General features: G+C 43.0%; 17 protein-coding genes. 13 read left to right on the top strand and 4 right to left on the bottom strand.

Features of this window, described 5'->3' with window-relative positions:
* Positions 1–2 precede the first annotated feature (2 nt).
* From LVD17_RS10125 to LVD17_RS10160, 9 genes are all read left to right on the top strand, one after another.
* Complete coding sequence (locus tag LVD17_RS10125) at positions 3–1,913, top strand: M1 family metallopeptidase (protein WP_233766501.1); 1,911 nt, start codon at positions 3–5, stop codon at positions 1,911–1,913.
* A complete protein-coding gene (gene tpx / locus LVD17_RS10130; RefSeq protein WP_233766502.1) occupies positions 1,913–2,407 on the top strand; it encodes a thiol peroxidase in 495 nt (164 codons plus the stop codon). The genes LVD17_RS10125 and tpx overlap by 1 nt, the downstream gene beginning before the upstream one ends.
* Positions 2,408–2,581: 174 nt before the next feature.
* Positions 2,582–3,040 carry a GbsR/MarR family transcriptional regulator gene (locus tag LVD17_RS10135; protein WP_233766503.1) on the top strand — a complete coding sequence of 153 codons (459 nt, stop codon included), beginning with the start codon at positions 2,582–2,584 and terminating at the stop codon, positions 3,038–3,040.
* Positions 3,041–3,123: 83 nt separating this feature from the next.
* Positions 3,124–4,293, top strand: a complete 1,170-nt coding sequence (locus LVD17_RS10140) for an efflux RND transporter periplasmic adaptor subunit (protein WP_233766505.1) — start codon at positions 3,124–3,126, stop codon at positions 4,291–4,293.
* Positions 4,294–4,325: 32 nt separating this feature from the next.
* Positions 4,326–4,943, top strand: coding sequence for an efflux RND transporter permease subunit (locus LVD17_RS28570; protein WP_306415998.1), 618 nt, complete (start codon positions 4,326–4,328; stop codon positions 4,941–4,943).
* Between the two features lie 47 nt (positions 4,944–4,990).
* Positions 4,991–7,345 (top strand): efflux RND transporter permease subunit, encoded by a 2,355-nt coding sequence (locus tag LVD17_RS10145; protein WP_306415999.1) that lies wholly within the window; start codon positions 4,991–4,993, stop codon positions 7,343–7,345.
* A gap of 19 nt (positions 7,346–7,364) precedes the next feature.
* Positions 7,365–8,774 carry an efflux transporter outer membrane subunit gene (locus LVD17_RS10150; RefSeq protein WP_233766507.1) on the top strand — a complete coding sequence of 470 codons (1,410 nt, stop codon included), beginning with the start codon at positions 7,365–7,367 and terminating at the stop codon, positions 8,772–8,774.
* Positions 8,775–8,835: 61 nt separating this feature from the next.
* On the top strand, positions 8,836–9,468 hold the full coding sequence (locus LVD17_RS10155) for a TetR/AcrR family transcriptional regulator (protein WP_233766509.1): 633 nt from the start codon (positions 8,836–8,838) through the stop codon (positions 9,466–9,468).
* Complete coding sequence (locus LVD17_RS10160) at positions 9,452–9,718, top strand: acyl carrier protein (RefSeq protein WP_155174436.1); 267 nt, start codon at positions 9,452–9,454, stop codon at positions 9,716–9,718. The genes LVD17_RS10155 and LVD17_RS10160 overlap by 17 nt, the downstream gene beginning before the upstream one ends.
* Before the next feature lie 21 nt (positions 9,719–9,739).
* Here LVD17_RS10160 and LVD17_RS10165 read toward each other — a convergent pair whose 3' ends face one another.
* Together LVD17_RS10165 and LVD17_RS10170 are read right to left on the bottom strand one after the other, a co-directional pair.
* Positions 9,740–12,262, bottom strand: a complete 2,523-nt coding sequence (locus tag LVD17_RS10165) for a M14 family metallopeptidase (RefSeq protein ID WP_233766510.1) — start codon at positions 12,260–12,262, stop codon at positions 9,740–9,742.
* Between the two features lie 320 nt (positions 12,263–12,582).
* The gene (locus LVD17_RS10170; RefSeq protein ID WP_233766511.1) at positions 12,583–13,116 is read right to left on the bottom strand and encodes a DinB family protein; all 534 of its coding nucleotides are present in this window, start codon (positions 13,114–13,116) and stop codon (positions 12,583–12,585) included.
* A 107-nt stretch (positions 13,117–13,223) separates the two neighbouring features.
* Here LVD17_RS10170 and LVD17_RS10175 point away from each other — a divergent pair, with 107 nt between their 5' ends.
* The 3 genes from LVD17_RS10175 to LVD17_RS10185 all read left to right on the top strand — a co-directional run bounded on the left by LVD17_RS10175 (position 13,224) and on the right by LVD17_RS10185 (position 15,218).
* A complete protein-coding gene (locus tag LVD17_RS10175) occupies positions 13,224–14,093 on the top strand; it encodes a patatin-like phospholipase family protein (RefSeq protein WP_233766512.1) in 870 nt (289 codons plus the stop codon).
* Positions 14,074–14,643 (top strand): class I SAM-dependent methyltransferase, encoded by a 570-nt coding sequence (locus tag LVD17_RS10180; protein WP_233766513.1) that lies wholly within the window; start codon positions 14,074–14,076, stop codon positions 14,641–14,643. The genes LVD17_RS10175 and LVD17_RS10180 overlap by 20 nt, the downstream gene beginning before the upstream one ends.
* 65 nt (positions 14,644–14,708) lie before the next feature.
* Positions 14,709–15,218 (top strand): RDD family protein, encoded by a 510-nt coding sequence (locus LVD17_RS10185; RefSeq protein WP_233766514.1) that lies wholly within the window; start codon positions 14,709–14,711, stop codon positions 15,216–15,218.
* A gap of 40 nt (positions 15,219–15,258) precedes the next feature.
* Here LVD17_RS10185 and LVD17_RS10190 read toward each other — a convergent pair whose 3' ends face one another.
* Positions 15,259–16,164 carry a diacylglycerol/lipid kinase family protein gene (locus LVD17_RS10190; protein ID WP_233766515.1) on the bottom strand — a complete coding sequence of 302 codons (906 nt, stop codon included), beginning with the start codon at positions 16,162–16,164 and terminating at the stop codon, positions 15,259–15,261.
* Between the two features lie 101 nt (positions 16,165–16,265).
* On the opposite strand from LVD17_RS10190, the gene LVD17_RS10195 reads away from it, so the two are divergent.
* Entirely contained in the window at positions 16,266–16,544 is a 279-nt protein-coding gene (locus LVD17_RS10195) for a DUF427 domain-containing protein (protein WP_233766516.1), read from the top strand.
* Between the two features lie 4 nt (positions 16,545–16,548).
* Here LVD17_RS10195 and LVD17_RS10200 read toward each other — a convergent pair whose 3' ends face one another.
* The gene (locus LVD17_RS10200) at positions 16,549–17,763 is read right to left on the bottom strand and encodes an MDR family MFS transporter (RefSeq protein WP_233766518.1); all 1,215 of its coding nucleotides are present in this window, start codon (positions 17,761–17,763) and stop codon (positions 16,549–16,551) included.
* Positions 17,764–17,773 lie beyond the last annotated feature (10 nt).

Genomic DNA, 17,773 nt, shown 5'->3' on the forward strand with positions numbered 1-17,773 from the left:
ATATGTTAAAACAGTTATTGTATTCATTACTGGCACTTACCATAGGTATTTCGGCCTGCCAGCCGGAAAAGAAGGAAAACCAGGAAGAAAAGACTTCAGAAACCATGAAAATAGAAGACCCTCATAGCTACGCCCGTCCGCAAGAATCAGTAGTTAAACACCTGGACTGGAAGGCAAAAGTTAGTTTTGAAGAAAAAAACATAAAAGCCAAAGCTACACTTACCATTGAAAATAGTGAAGGTGCAGAAAAGCTCACCCTTGATACTAAAGACCTGAAAGTGGATAGCGTGACTCTGGGTGATGAGGAGGAAAAAACGACACACGAAATTGGTCAGAAAACCGACGCGATGGGCAGTCCGCTAACCATCAAAATTACCCCTGATACAAAGAAGGTCAATATTTATTATTCAACCTCTTCCGATGCAGAGGCTTTGCGGTGGCTGGCTCCGGTTCAGACGGCCGGAAAGGAAAATCCTTTTTTGTTCACCCAGTCGCAGGCGATCCTGGCCAGAAGCTGGGTTCCCATTCAGGATTCACCTGGCATAAGATTTACCTACTCAGCCGAAGTTGAGGTTCCTAAAGGCCTGCTGGCACTGATGAGTGCTTCAAACCCTCAGAAAAAAAATGAGAGTGGTGTTTACAAATTTCAGATGGATCAGCCCATTCCTGCCTATCTGCTGGCACTTGCCGTAGGTAATCTGGAATTTGCTGAAATAGGCCCCAGAACAGGAGTATATGCTGAGCCATCAGTGATTGATGATGCCAAATATGAATTTGGTGAGCTAGAAGAGATGGTAACTGCTGCCGAGGAGCTTTATGGCCCTTATCAGTGGGGCCGTTACGACCTGCTGGTACTGCCTCCTAGCTTCCCCTTTGGTGGTATGGAAAACCCAAGGCTGACTTTTGCCACACCTACCATACTGGCAGGCGACAGGTCGCTTACTTCTTTGGTTGCACATGAACTTGCCCACTCCTGGTCAGGAAACCTGGTGACCAATGCCACCTGGAACGACTTCTGGCTCAATGAGGGTTTCACGGTTTACTTTGAGCAACGTATCATGGAAAAGCTTTACGGTCGTGATTACTCGGAAATGCTCGCGTCTCTAGCCGCCCAGGATCTAAAGGCAGAAATAGAGGACATAACTAATGACAATAATGAACAGGATACCCGTCTGAAACTTGAACTGGAAGGTAGAAATCCTGATGAAGGAGTTACTTCCATTGCCTACAATAAAGGTTATTTGTTTTTAAGATACCTGGAGGAACAGGTAGGCAGGGAAAAGTTTGATGCATTTTTAAAAGATTATTTCAGTAAAAATGCATTCAAGGTAATGACTACTGAACAGTTCATAGAGCAATTACAGACAAATCTGCTGGATAAAGAGCGGGTAAACATAGGCAAAGTAAAAATAGAAGAGTGGATCTATCAGCCTGGTCTTCCTGAGGATGCTCCAGCACCTCAGTCAGAAAGGTTTGCCAATGTAGATAAGCAGGTCGAAAAGTTTGTGGCCGGAACTCCTGCCAGCCGATTGGATACTGCCCAGTGGTCTTCCCATGAATGGCTACACTTTGTAAGGGCCTTACCTGTTGAGCTTAATAATGATCGCTTGGCGGAGTTGGATAAGACGTTTGGCTTTACACAAACCGGCAACTCTGAAGTGCTGATGGCATGGTTGTTACAGGCTATTAAGCATAACTATGAACCTGCTTATTTCAAATTGGAACATTTCCTTGTGAACACGGGACGAAGAAAGTTTTTGACGCCACTCTATGGTGAATTAATAAAAACTGAAGTGGGCAAAAAACGAGCTATGACTATTTATGAAAAAGCAAGGCCTAACTATCATTTTGTGGCAACAAATACAATAGATGCAATGTTAAATTGGACAGAACAAAACCAAACTAAAAACTAATGGCCAGAGTAACACTTAAAGGTAATCCGGTAAATACCAATGGCGAATTGCCGGAGAAGGGGACTACAGCTCCTGATTTTAAACTTACAAACACAGATCTGTCGGAAGTCACACTGTCAGAACTTAAAGGACGCAAAATAATACTGAACATCTTCCCAAGTATTGACACTTCTACATGTGCAACGTCAGTGAGGAAGTTTAATGAGAAGGCTGCCTCTTTGGATAATGCTGTAGTATTGTGTATTTCAAAGGATTTGCCTTTTGCTCATAAACGGTTTTGCGGAGCTGAAGGTATAGAAAATGTAATGTCGCTTTCCGACTTTAGAAATACAGACTTTGCCAGAAGATACGGGGTGCAGCTTGAGGATGGTCCGCTTGCCGGGCTCAATGCCAGGGCTGTTGTTGTTATTGATGAAAATGGAACTGTAGTACATTCGGAACTGGTAAGCGAAATAGTGGATGAACCCGATTATGACGCAGCCCTGATATCATAATTTAAATTTATTAAGAGGAATGAGATTTTCATTCCTCTTGTTTATATTGCCTTACCAATCCCTTTTTCAAGCTATCAATAATCTTTTGAAGATAAATTAAGGTAAATATTTTAGTTCTCTTTTTGCAGAACTAAAAAAACTTATTACTTTTGCATAAACCATAAAGAGTATATTATGCTGAATAATGAACAGAAACAGTTGGTAGAGAAGATCGGTTTGATGCATGAATCTGAAGGCCTTTCCCCCGTTGTGGCCAGGGTTTTGGGGCTTTTGTTGGTCAGTGACAAAGTAGAGCTTACTTTTGATGAGATCAGGGAAACGCTGAATTTAAGCAAAAGCGCGACCAGCAACGCGCTGAATATAGCTATTAAGTTGGATAGAGTCGAGTATATCACCAAACCTGGTGATAGAAAGCGTTATTTTAAATCTAAAATTGAACTTTGGAGAGATCACATTATGGATAGCTTCTGTAAAAAGTGCAGCTGGTCTAAAATGTTTGAAGAGATCCTTAAACATCGAACTAAAGAAACCAAAGAATTTAATAGGGCCATAAAAGACTTTGTGAATTTTTTAGAGTATATGGGAAAAGAGCTTCCGAAGCTTTATAAAGAGTGGGAAAGTAAAACCAAATAATTTTTTTCTCGTATTAGTTCTTTAAGTACAGAACTAACTAGTAATAGCAGGAAGTTAAAAAGTAAAAAAATTAAACGCAAACAATGAAAAGAAAATTTATTTACGGAGCCATTATTTTGTCGGTAGTATTTGCGGCATGTGGAAAACAAGAGCAACAGGCTCAGGGCCCGGCAGGACCGCCACCATTTCCTGTAAATACTGTTTCAAAACAGAACGTTACTTCTTATACAAACTATGCAGCGAGTATAGAGGGTGAACAAAACGTTGAGATCAGGCCAAAGATCGATGGGTTTATAGAGGAAATATACGTGGAGGAAGGTGATTGGGTTAAAGAAGGGCAACTACTTTTTAAGATCAATGCAGATCAACTGGAGCAGCAGGCCAGTGCGGCGAAAGCTACTATTGCAGCGGCGGCGGCCAATGTGGAAGCTGCCAAACTGGAAGTTGATAAACTAAAACCATTGGTTGAAAAGAATATCGTAAGCCAAAAGCAATTGGCAACAGCAGAAAGCAATTTATCTGCAGCCAATGCAGCACTACACCAGGCAACAGCCAATTATAATAATAGTAAAGAAAACCTGGGTTATGCTTACCTAAAAAGTCCGGTATCAGGGGTTTTGGGAAGTATTCCTTATAAAGTTGGTGCCCTGGTAGGTCGTAATGAGGCCCAGCCACTAACCACTGTGGCAGATATTAGCAAGGTAAGAGCCTATTTTTCACTCAATGAAAAGCAATTGCTGGCTATCAACAGACAGTTTAAGTCAGACAAAACCAAAAGTCTGGTAGATGAGCTACCCGAAGTGGCGCTTGTGCTGATAGATGGATCTGAATATGAGCATAAAGGTGAAATCAAAACAATTAATGGTCTGGTAAATACCCGCACCGGCAGTACTCAACTTCAGGCAACCTTCCCTAATCCGGACTTTTTGCTTAGAAGTGGAAGCAGTGGAGAAATTAAATTCCCTGTTGTGCATAAGGATGTATTCAGAGTTCCTCAGAATGCAACCTTTGAAATGCAAAACAAGAAGCTGGTCTATGTGGTAGGTGAAGACAATACTGTTAAGCCTATACCTGTGGAAGTAGTCACAAGCATTGAAAAAGATTTTATAATTAAGTCAGGTCTGAATGAAGGAGACAGGATAGTTACTGCCGGAGCAAACAAGCTTAAAGATGGCATGAAGATAACACCTGAGGGAGGCAACGTAGCCGGAGGTTCTTCAACTTCAACTGCATCAGCAGCCCCAGCAGAGTAGGGCTGCATCATATACATTAACAAAACGATATCATGTTAAAGAAATTTATAGAACGTCCCGTACTTTCTACAGTGATCTCTATTCTCATTACTATAATAGGGATCCTGGGTTTAACATCCCTGCCGATCGAGCAGTACCCGGAAATAGCTCCGCCTACTGTACAGGTGCAGGCGGTGTATACTGGTGCTAACGCAGAAACCGTACTAAACAGTGTGGTAATTCCCCTTGAGGAGGAAATTAATGGTGTGGAAGGGATGACTTATATGACCTCTACCGCCAGTAATGATGGCGCCGCCAATATCAGTGTTTATTTTGAATTGGGTACAGATCCGGATATCGCAGCGGTGAACGTACAAAACCGGGTAGCCAAAGCCAATAGTAAATTGCCTCAGGCAGTTTTGCAAACAGGTGTTACAACCCAAAAAAGCCAGAATAGTGCTCTGATGTTTTTCTCATTGTTTTCGGATAATGACAACTATGACGAGACCTTCGTGGAAAACTATGCCAGGATCAACCTGGTGCCCCAGTTGCAAAGGATCAAAGGTGTAGGTCAGGTTACAGTATTTGGATCTAAAGACTACTCCATGAGGATCTGGATCAAACCGGAGAAAATGGCGGCTTATAATCTTATGCCCTCCGATATTCAGTAGCTGACATAGAATTGGGAGCTTTCAACTACGGTACAAAGAACATAGCCATGGGTAACCAAGGTGTGGCCGTGGGTATATTCCAGACTTCAGGATCGAACGCCCAGGAGATCATCAAGCAGATAGAGTCAGTACTGTCAGAGAACAGGACGACCTTCCCTGAAGGGCTGGACTATGTAATCCCTTATAATACCAAGGACTTTCTGGATGCCTCTATCGACCATGTTATCCAAACACTGGTTGAGGCCTTTATCCTGGTATTCATAGTGGTGTTCATTTTCTTGCAGGATTTCAGGTCGACATTAATTCCGGCCATAGCAGTACCGGTAGCTATTATAGGTACCTTCTTCTTCCTACAGCTATTTGGTTTCTCTATCAACATGCTTACTTTATTTGCCATAATTCTGGCGATCGGTATCGTAGTGGATGATGCCATTGTAGTGGTGGAGGCCGTACATGCCAAGTTAGATGAAGGGGCGAAATCTGCTAAAAAAGCCACCCTGTCGGCCATGAGCGAAATTACAGGCGCGGTTATTTCGATTACACTGGTTATGTCAGCGGTGTTTATTCCGGTGTCATTTTTGACAGGCCCTGCCGGTGTCTTTTATCAGCAGTTTGCGCTTACACTGGCTATTGCCATTGTGATTTCAGCGGTAAATGCCCTTACACTGAGCCCTGCACTCTGTGCTTTGCTCCTAAAACCTCACAACCCTTCTGAAACCCATAAAAAAGGTGTGAAAGCCAGATTGTTTGGTGCTTTCAATACAGCATTTAACACCGTTACCGATAAATACATCCACTCATTAAGGTTCCTTGTAAGGAGAAAAGCCGTCGCCATCGTTGGGTTAGTGGTATTCGTGGCTATAGCTGTTGTACTTTTCAGGACTACTCCTTCAGGTTTCATTCCTAATGAAGATCGTGGGATAATCTTTGCTGACGTTACCATGCCGGCAGGTACTACACTGGAGCGAACAGAGGAAGTGGTGAGAGAGCTGGATTCAATATATGCATCTATGGATATATTGGATGCAAGAATGAATATTGTAGGCTTTAGTTTGCTGAACCGTGTAAATGGTGGTTCCTATGCTTTCTCAGTAGTCAGTCTTAAAGATTGGGACGAAAGAAAGGGAGATGGAGAATCCGTGCAGGCGATAGTGGGCCAGCTTTTTGCCAAGACAGCCCACTTTAAAGACGCCAGGGTACTTTTCTTTACTCCACCGAGTGTGCAGGGTTTTGGTAACGCTGATGGGTTTGAGATGAGGTTGCAAAACAAGGGAACAGCTAACTGGCATGAGCTGGCAGGTACTATGGGTCAATTTTTGGGAGCATTAAATGCAAGGCCGGAGGTGCAATATGCACTTTCATCCTTCAATCCTAATTTCCCGCAGTATAAAATGGACATCAATGTGGAGAAGACCAAGGAGGCCGGTCTTTCTGTAAATGAGATCATTAACACCCTTCAGGGCTATTATGGTGGTTTGTATACTACTGACTTTAACCGTTTCGGAAAGCAATATCGGGTAATGATCCAGGCCAGGCCGGAAGACCGGGCCACACCCGAATCTCTGGACGGTGTATATGTGACCAATGTCCAGGGAGAGTTGGTCGCCATCAGTGAGTTTGTGAACATGGAGCGGGTTTATGGACCGGAGGTGGTGAGCAGGTTTAATATGTTAAATGCTGTAACCATCAACGGTAAGGCCAACCCTGGTTACAGCTCGGGTGATGCAGTAAATGCCATCAGGGAAGTGGCCGCCCAAACGCTGCCTAATGACTATACTTTTGAATTTTCAGGTATTACACGTGAAGAAGTGAAAACAGGAGACCAAGCCATACTCATCTTTTTGCTGAGCCTTGTTTTTGTTTACTTCCTGCTAAGTGCGCAGTATGAGAGTTATATATTGCCCCTTTCGGTTATTGCTTCACTGCCCGTGGGAGTGGCCGGAGCCATAGCGTTTGTTAACCTGGCTGGTCTTGATAATAACATTTACTTCCAGGTGGCCCTTATCATGTTGATTGGTTTGCTGGCGAAGAATGCTATCCTTATTGTAGAGTATGCCATACAGCGAAGAAGAGCGGGAATGAGTCTGGCTGCTTCTGCTATAGATGGTGCCAGAGCCAGGTTGAGGCCAATCCTTATGACCTCATTTGCCTTTATTCTAGGTCTAATGCCACTGGCACTCTCTACCGGAGTAGGTGCCGTGGGTAACCAGTCCATTGGTATGGGAGCTGTAGGCGGTATGCTTATCGGCACCATATTCGGCGTGTTTGTAATTCCTGTACTGTTCGTGATATTCCAGGGCTTACAGGAAAAGATCAGCGGTAGAATGGCTCAGGAAGATGACGCCGAAGCATATAAAAGCAATGGCCATCAAAAGCAGACAGTAGAAGCATTGGCAGAATAATTCTAAAAAAGAAAACAAAATGCAAATAAGAAATATATATACGGGATTGTCCGGGGTGATATTAACAGTTGTTTTATCATCCTGCCTGGCAACCAAGAAATATGATCGTCCTGAGATAGAGACTGCGGATTTGTATAAAAATTTTACAACATCAGACTCTACCACCCTGGCGGATATACCCTGGGAGAATTTGTTCCCTGATGATCAGCTTAAGAAACTCATAAGTGATGCACTGACCAATAATGAGGATATGGGCATAGCTGCGCAGCGAATAGTAGCTGCACAGGCCTATTTTAAGCAAAAGAAGCTTGAGTTTTTGCCTTCAGTGGGTGTTGGTGCGAGTGTTACACACCAGGAGCTTGCTGAGAATAGCCAGTTTGGATCTTTCTTTAACGGAAGCATAGATCAATATCAACTGGCTGCCGACCTTTCCTGGGAGGCAGATATCTGGGGTAAGATCAGGAGCAATAAAAGGGCTTATTATGCTGCTTATATGCAGAGTGAGGCAGCATACAGGGTAGTACAGACGAAGTTAATTGCCTCTGTTGCTGCTACATATTACCAGTTACTTGCACTGGATGCCCAGCTTAAAATAGCCGAGGAGACGGTTGAAAACAGGACTTCCAGCCTTGAGACGATGAAGAGCCTGAAAGAATCAGGGCAGCAGACAGCCGTTTCGGTAAAGCAGACGGAAGCCCAGCTTTATGGTGCTCAAATTCTTGAGGCTGACCTTAAAAAGCAGGTGCAGATCGTTGAGAATGCTTTGTGTATGCTGTTGGGCATAGCGCCTCAACCTATTGATCGTGGTGTACTTGAAAGCCAGGAGCTGGAGGTAGATATGAATATAGGGCTGCCTGCACAGCTTGTCAGGAACAGGCCGGATATAATCGAAGCAGAGTTTGGGTTAATGCAGGCATTTGAGTTGACAAATGTAGCCCGTACCCAGTTCTACCCTTCACTGACGCTCTCGGCAACCGGTGGTTTTCAAAGTATTGAGTTTGATAACTGGTTTGATACAGGGTCATTGTTTGCAACCATAGTTGGGGGTTTAACGCAACCTGTTTTTAACCAGGGCAAGATTAAAGCACAGTACAAGATATCCAAAGCCGAGCAGGAGCAGGCATTGCTGAATTTCAGGAAGTCGCTTTTAAATGCGGGCCAGGAAGTGAGCAATGCCATGGTTACCATTACGGCAGAAGATGAAAAGTATGACTTGAGGCTCAGGCAGCGTGATGCCCTAAGCGATGCTGTAGCGTTCTCGGAAGAACTGTTGATCAATGGCTATGCCAGCTACCTTGAAGTATTGACGGCAAAGGATAATGAACTATCAGCAGAGTTGAACCTGATAGATACAAAATATAGAAAGCTTACCGCCATAGTTGATCTTTATCAGGCACTTGGCGGAGGATGGAAACAGGTTGATTTGTAGTTTATAGTGGCACTGGTGGGGGAAATGCCCCTTCAGTGCCTTTCAGTTGGAAGGAATTTTTATGATGAAGGCGGTTATTGAAAAAGTTGCATTTGAGCTTTTCCTGAAATATGGGCCAAAGCGAGTAACTATTGATGATATTGTTGCTGCGACTCCGATTTCAAGGAAGCACTTTTATGAGCTTTACCTGAATAAGGAGCAATTGATAAAGGCCATGACAGGTCGTTTTCTCCTGAATGCCAGGCTGGAGATTGACGAAGTTGCACCGAAGGAAGGTTGTCCTTTGGTTGCGCTAGTCAAAGTTCAGCACCGCTTCTTTCAGCATATTCGAAAGTTGAGTTCCTCATTTATTTATGAGGTCAGGAAGTATTTTCCAGAGTCAGTCTCTGATTATGACAGTTTCAGACATGACCTGGCTGATTCGATGATAACGTTTGTCAAGGATTGCAACGAAAAGGGCTGGATAGCAGAGGGGGTAAATATTGAAAGGTATGTGAAGCTCCAGCTCTACTGTCTGGAAGAAATTCTGTTCGGTCGTCTGGACCTGATCAACCATGGAAGCCAGGATGAAATAGCAGGTATGGGAAGAGACATTATTTTTAATAACACCCGCGGCATAGTGAATTCAGAAAAAATGGGGGTGTATGATGAGTTAATTAGCAGATTGAAGAAAGAGTATGGAAACATTAATTGAGCACAAAGTCAGGATACTTAGTGAGGTAAGGGACATTCTAACAAAGGACGTAGGTATCATGGAGTCGGAAATCTCCATGGATTGCGACTTGCTTAAGGATTTAGGTTTGGATTCACTTGATCTGGCGGATCTTGTTTTCCGGTTGGAAGTAAGGTTTAATATCCGGATTAAAGATGAAGATATGGCCGGAATAAAAACCATTGGTGATATAGTAGATTACCTTGATACAGTAATAAACCCCGGCTCTTAGTTGAGCCGGGATTTATTATTGTTAGTTTCCTACCATAAAAACGGCATTGGCAAACAGAAGCTTTCCGTTTTCCCAGAAACCTCGGAACAGAGGGTTGTCTACCATATAAACGATTTGGCCGCTGCCAATATTTTCTACACCAAACACCAGGCTGTTTTGGAGTTTTTTAGTCGCCCGGTAACCGGCAAACCCACTTATTGGTTCTGCTTCTCCCTTAATAACACCTACATTACCACCTTCACTTAAGAAAGCCAGATTCTGGCTACCAGATTTTAATGTGAAATAGGCCTTATCATAGCCATAGGCCAGTGGGTGAGTGTTGTCAAGGTCAATTTTGAAAATAGCCCCGAAAATGGAATTGCTGAGTTGGTCACGCTCCTGGTCTGCATAGTTGCGCAATTGCTCCTCGAGGGTTGGCTTATGCTCATCTTCCTTTTTCTCCTTATCAGAGGCGTATTCTTTAAGCCCAAAACCATTTTTGTCCTTGAAGGAATTAAGAGCATTGCCTATAGCGATTACTTTGCCACCTCCCCTTATCCAGGTGTTTACTTTTGCCAGAGTAGTTTCGCTAAACAGACTGTAATATCCATTGGGAACGATCAATACATCGTAGTCTGAAAGATCCACATTATCAAAATATGTTGTGCCGATATTGGTGACCGGATACTCCAGTTGTCTTTCAAAGAAGTGCCAGATCTCTCCGAAATTTAATGATGAGGTTTGCTCCCCGGCCAAAACCGCTACTTTAGGCATATTTACCCTGGCTACATCTCCGGAACCCAGATCAACTCCGTTTTGAGCAAAACCAGTAGATACGGCAACTATATTCCTGTCGTACTTATTGGCAAGTTCACCAATGATCTGGTCAAAGCTGCCGCCAAAGCTCTCATTGGTTCTTCGGGTAATTACTATGGAACCTCTGGAGAAATTTTCACCTTCTATTTGCAGAGGTTTGTGCGTTACCCTGGCATTTATGCCCTTCTGGAGTAGGGCTGCTAAAAATTTTGCGTCTTGCAGACTTTTATAATTGAGAATATAAGCATAGACATGGTCAGTGCTTTTACCTGTCTGCGGCTTTTGCACCTCGTATTTCCCTGCAATATCTACCTTGTCAGTTAACGCATACGCATCCAGGCCATACGCATAGGGAAGGGACCACGCAGTGATGTCATAGGTAAGTGTATCTGAAAGTTTAACAACAGGTTCAAACAGGGCAGTCAATAGACGTGACTTGGGCTGGTAAGCACTGATTACCAGATCCTGGCCACCCATACTTACAGAGGTCATTTGATTGCTTCTGTAGCTAAAGCCATTCAAAGCTCTTCGCTGATTGGTCGTGCCATAAGTGATGTGTTGCTTATCCAGGAACCCGGTTAATGCTTTGATCTTATCGATGTTGTTATCAGCTTTGATCACATAGGCCTTGTATTTTGAGCTTGGGTTCTTTTCGTTCTGCTCAAAGTATTTTTCAAACTCATTGACTACCTTGTCGGCGTGCATAGAAGTGATCTCCACGGTAGATATTCCGGTTGTGAAATGGTGCAGCAACCGGTCTTTCAGTGTTAGTGTATCTCCATATTCTGTTATGATGCCCAAACCTGCATAGCCATGGCCTGCCTGCTCGTAAGTCATGCCTATAGCACCATTGTAGGTAGGGTAAGTGTCTCCATAGCTGGGATAAAGCAGGTCAAAATGCTGCTTGGTAAAATACAGCCAGTTGTTGGCATCAAAGTACTTAGCGTGGTTTTTTCCGATAATGGTCTGGAATTCCCTTTGCCATGGAGTGATCACTTCATGAAAAGGCTCTGCCGCCGGGGCAAAGTAATAAGGGTTGTTTACATATTGCTCGTGAAAATCTACATGCACATGAGGCATCCACTGGTGATAGACCTCTGCCCTGCTTGCCGACTCCACCTGCGTTTGCCATGCCCAGTCCCTGTTTAAGTCAAACAAGTAGTGGTTAGGTCTCCCTCCTGGCCAAGGCTCGTGATGCTCAATAGCATCACCATTGGGATTGAAATACTTATCACCATATTGATTGTAAAAGTTGGCATAACGATCCCTGCCATCAGGGTTTACACACGGATCGATAATCACAACCGTGTTTTCCAGCCATGCTTTGGCACGCTCCTCGGTTACAAGTGCATGAATGGTTTTCATCGCAGCTTCTATGGAAGAAGCCTCATTGCCATGAATATTATAGCTCAACCATACGATGGCTGTTTTATCACCGGACGAAGACCCATCTATGAGCCCCGATCGTTTAAGGTTGTTTTGCTTAATTTCGTCAAGCCTCGCCATGTTCTCTTCTGAAGCGACTACAGCCATGATCAGAGGGCGGTGCTCGTAAGTCTCTCCGTACTGCTGTAGCTTTACTTTAGTTGATGATTCTGCAACGTGCCGGAAGTATTCGACCACTTTATGATGACGAGTGAACCGTGCACCTAATTCATAGCCCAAAAACTCATCGGGAGATTGCAGGCTTTGTGTATAACCTGTGGAGCAGATTGACAGAATGCCTATTAAAGCCAGTATTTTTTTCATATAAATAATATTTCGCTATTAAAGCTATATAAAGTCAGTCAATAAAGCATATTTATTTTGAATAGAGGTTATTAGACGGTGTAATTGGAGGTAAGGTGTGAGACTTGTCACATCATTCGCCACTGGCAACTTCTGCCAGGAAGCAAAATGAGCCATCCAAAATTTATTATTTGAACACTATCATTTCATTCAGTCTGGATGTCTTATTTTAAGAATATGGAAAAGTGTATTTTTTCTTATTTGACATAAAAACCGAAAATAAGATCAATCAATGTATCTTATTTTCAATTTTTGATCAAATTAATGGTTGCTGCCAGTGCTTATTTTGATTTTGCCAAAAGCCCCTTCACCTGTGGCACGTGATGGTCGAAATGGGATTGGAAAAAATCCATGGTCTGTTTAATGTTGATCATACCTATCCTGGGGTGTTTAAAAATTTTTTTGCTATACAGTGCCGGGGCCAGGTTCTCAAGAAATGCCTGCATGTCCTTTCTTACAATCTCCCAGTCCTTTTTCAATTCTTTAAGGTGTATTTCTTCAGGGATTCCGTCTTTTACCACTCTCGGGGCTTCAAATTTTAGCGGGAGGAAAAGAGAGATTTGTAACAAATAGCTTCTAAACTGTTGCTTCAGCGTGGATGGATACAAAGCGTTGGGATCAAGCGTCTTTTTCTTCATATAGGCCAATGGCAGTTTTTCGGCCTCTTTCATATGGTACAACACCTGCGCAATAGACCATCTTCCTTCAGCAGGTTTGGTGTTGAGTTTCTCATGGGGCACGTCATCAACCAGTGCGAGCAGGTTGTGCTTTGACTTTTCCAGCCTCTTGAAATAGGTAAGTATTTTTTTATCCATATATGCCAAGGTATTAAATATATTGATTTTGACTTGCGGTAGTACCCGGATATTTGAAAATTACGTAATTGTTTGGTGTATTTTGGTACATTGAAAAATGCAGTACTATGAAAAAAACAGCAGCACTTGTATTATCAAGTGGAGGAGCCCGTGGTGTAGCGCATATTGGTGTTATAGAAGCGGTACTTGAGGCAGGCTATGAAATCAAGTCGATATCAGGCAGCTCGATGGGTGCCGTAATAGGAGGCGTTTATGCGGCCGGGAAACTACCTGAGTTCAAAGAGTGGGTTTGTAACCTGGATAAGATCGACGTTTTTAAGTTGATGGATTTCACCCTGAGCACGCAGGGTTTTGTACGTGGTGAGCGCGTCTTTAACCAAATGAAATCGTTCATCGATGATTGTAATATTGAAGATCTCGACATAGACTTTTCTGCTGTTGCAACTGATATTGTTAATAAAAAGGAAGTAGTTTTTAATTCCGGAAGCCTTTTCACAGCATTGCGGGCTTCTGCGGCCATTCCGTCGGTACTCAAGCCCAGTGTTATTGACGGAGTGGAGCTGGTTGATGGGGGGGTACTCAACCCTATACCCATAGCACATGTGAAGCGGTCGGAGAATGACATTGTTGTGGTGTCTGACGCTAATGCAGCTGTACCTTGCATGAAACCTGATACTCAGGAGAATATGGATGACAAGGGACGTTTTGCACCACTGATTGAAAAATGGAACAGCATCTTTCCTAAAAACAATAACAAGGTCAAAAGGCTTAGCTATTTTGAATTGGTGGCAAAGTCTGTGGACCTTATGCAAGACAGAATTTCAGAATATATTATTGAACACAGTCGTCCCGATATTGTTGTTCGGATATCAAGGGAGACTTGTAGTACCTTTGAATTTTATAAAAGCAAGGAACTCATAGACTGTGGGCGGCAGGAATTTGATAAATCATTAAAGCATGCATTACTCGGAGCTTAATAAGGCAGTTGGCAATATTGACATTTATTTACTTGACCAGATTCTAAAGGGCCGGTTTGATGGGAAAAAGCGGGTTTTGGATGCAGGATGCGGAGAGGGCAGGAATATGCTGTACTTCCTTAACAACGGCTATGATGTCTATGGGATAGATAGCAACCCTCTGGCCATCAAAATGCTGCACATGATGCATAAAACAATTCCTAAAGACCATTTTTTGGATGGTAAATTAGAAATGCTACCCTGGAAAGACTATTTTTTTGACACCATAATTTGTAGTGCTGTTCTGCATTTTGCGCAGGATCGTGATGCGTTTTATGAAATGATAGAGGAACTAAAGCGGGTGCTCAACCAGCAAGGTATCCTTTTCATCAGGATGGCCTCTACTATTGGCCTGGAAAAAACGGATGATGATTCATTCAGCTATTTACTTACCCCGGAAGATATCGACAGGCTTGTAAACAGTTCAGGCTTTGAAAAAGTGGAGCCTATAAAAACAGTATTGGTAGAAGGTCAACGTTCCATGGCAACACTTGTACTCTCCAAATCTTAGAATATTTTTGAATCTTCAATAATAATTTATAGATTGTTTGCCAATCAAAACTTACTAAAACAATTATGGAAGCAACACTAGATTCACCAGTAACCGAACAGCGTCCGGTTGAATACGCAGGATTTTGGCTTAGGTTTGTCGCCTATATCCTTGATGCAATTATTCTGTCTATTGCATACTGGATCATTATTTCCCCGCTTTTAGGATTATTCGGCTTGGGGACTTTTAATTCATTCTCATCCGGCACTATGACAGAGGAAGAGATGGTGGGAATGGCTAGTATCTTCTCTGGTTCGATTATCGTTATCCAGCTTATCAGCCTTGTACTTTATTGGCTTTACTTTGCCTTGATGGAATCAAGTAGTAAGCAGGCCACCATAGGCAAGATGGCCCTTGGTCTTGTTGTAACAGATATGGAGGGCAACAGGATTGGGTTTGGTCAGGCAACAGGAAGATATTTTGGTAAAATAATTTCCAGTTTAATATTAGCAATAGGCTATATAATGGCAGGGTTCACAGAAAAGAAACAGGCCCTGCATGATATGTTGGCCGGAACACTCGTAGTGAAGAAGTAATAAATAATAAAAATGCTCCGGTGAACACCGGAGCATTTTTTCAACAAATAAAATTTATACCTCTATCCACAACGGTCACTATTACAGGCACCCCACCTATAAATTCCCCATCAGCCTCAATAAAGCAACCTAATGACGGGGACGTAATTTTTAGTTTTCTCGCTATCTTATATTCTACCTTCGGGTGATCCAGTACTTTTCCCTTTCTGATTTTTGCTACATTTTTCAGGTAATCGGACAAACCTATATCTCCTGATAACATGATAGAAAATTTACCGTCGCAAGGGTCAGCTTCAGGCGCTATGCACAGGCCACTGCCAAAATATCTGCCATTGGCAATTACCAGTGAATTGATCTTGCCCTCCCACACCCAGTTATCAGCTTCACATAATACAGGCTGATTGCTGTAGCTAAAGAAAGTTCTGACTATGGCTGCAAAGAAAGTAATCTCAGACCCTAGAATTTTTGATGAACTGTTTACCCTTTTAACAACTTCTGCACCAATGCCAAGATCTGCAATATTGATAAAATACCGTGTATATATCAGGTCACCTACTTTCTGTTCGATCAGCCCCAGATCGAGCTTTTTGGAGCTTCCCTTTTCTATCAACTGCAACAGTTTTTTGAGTGACTTCGGTGCCTGAATGGTTCTTGCGAAGTCATTGGCTGTGCCGTAAGTCAACATGCCCACGTTGCAATGAGGTTTGGTCGATTTTTTTACACCATTGACGGTTTCATTTAAAGTACCATCCCCACCCACTGCTATTATGTGAGTACAGCCGGAATCAGCCAGGGTCATGGCAATGACTGTGGCATCTCCTATGGCCGAGGTCTCCTTTATTACTATATCCAGATGCTGACTTGTATGGCTCAGCTTTTTAAATTCCTGTTGGAGACGTTTTTGCCTCCCTTTCTTACCATTTACAACAAAGCCAATCTTTAACATCTTATTTTAAGGTTAACCCATAAAGGTATACAGGTGTCGGTAAACAGACAATAGATTTTTTTGTTAACTCACTATATTTACAATCCATCAAATGAAAATCTATGAAGGCTATTTGGAACGGTGAAACTATTGCAGAGAGTGATGACACTATAGTGATCGAGGGAAATCACTATTTTCCTGCAGAAGCGGTGAAAAAGGAATTTTTGAAGAAATCAGAAACCAATACGGTTTGTCCCTGGAAAGGAACGGCATCATATTATACGCTGGAGGTCAATAATGATACAAATAAGGATGCAGCCTGGTATTACCCGGAGACAAAGGAAGCAGCCAAGGCCATTGAAGGTAGAATAGCTTTTTGGAAAGGTGTTGAAGTGGTATAATAGATTAGCTTTGAGCTCGTTTAACCTTCTTCCTCAAACTGAAATAAAACAACAGGCTTAGCAAAATGCTCATACCGGTACAGCTCCACCAGAGTATGTCAAAACCGGCTCCGGCAACTACACGCGTACCCAAAAATGGGGCAAGCGTAAATGCAGAGGCCCAGGCTAGCGAATATAGCCCAATGTAACTTCCCTGGTTACCTTTGCCTGCTTTGTTGATTACATGGGTAACCATGAAAGGCATGGCCATGATCTCAGCAAAGCTTAACAGGATAACGGCCGCAATGAGCAGGGAAATGCTACCAGCGACATTCAGCACGGCGTAAGACACACCACAAAGGAATGTTCCGATTACAATCATTTTCCTAATGGTTACCCTCTTTTCAAAATGATGCACGAGGATCATTTCGAAAAGGAACACGATAAGCCCATTCAGCCCGAGCAGAATCCCTATGGTGCCTTCTGATAAATGGTGGGATTCCCGGTAGAATATAGGAATAGTATTGAAGAGCTGGAAAAATACCATCGCATAACCGGCCACAAGCAATACAAAGAGTAAAAATGAATAGTCAAGATAGGGTGATTTATCCTTCAGTGCCTTGCTTGCATGAGGTACTTCTTTTACCTTTCTCGGAGTTTTGTTTCTGAAATAGACAAAGAAAAATATTCCGGCCGAAATACAGGTGAGGCCGTCTGCATAAAAAAGAAGCTCGTAAGAATGAGAAGCCAGGATACCTCCAAGGGCAGGGCCAATAGAAAAGCCAAGGTTGATGGCCATCCTGTTGAGCGAGTATGAACGCGTTAGGTTCTCCGGTTTGGAATAAGAAGCAATGGATGCCGTATTTGCCGGCCTAAGTGACTCTACCGTCATGCTTACCAGAAATACAGCTACTGTAAGCCACTCAAACTCGGTGATGAGAGGAAGAAACAGAAAGAATATACCTCCTAAAACCAGGCTAAGGAACTGTACAAGGAAATTGCCGATCCTGTCTGACAGCCAGCCTCCTAATAATGAGCCGGCCATTGCTCCTAACCCGTATGAAGCCAGCACAATACCAGTTTCCCTGATCTCGAATTTAAGGGATTGCGTGAGGTAAATACTCAGGAATGGCAACACCATAGAGCCTGCCCTGTTGATGAGCATCACTACGGCCAGCATCCAGGCTGGTTCGGATAACCCGCCGTAAGCCTGCTTATAAAGGTTCAGGATCTTTGTCACTTTTGCCCGT

The organism is Fulvivirga ulvae, assembly GCF_021389975.1.
In the GTDB taxonomy this organism is placed as follows: domain Bacteria; phylum Bacteroidota; class Bacteroidia; order Cytophagales; family Cyclobacteriaceae; genus Fulvivirga; species Fulvivirga ulvae.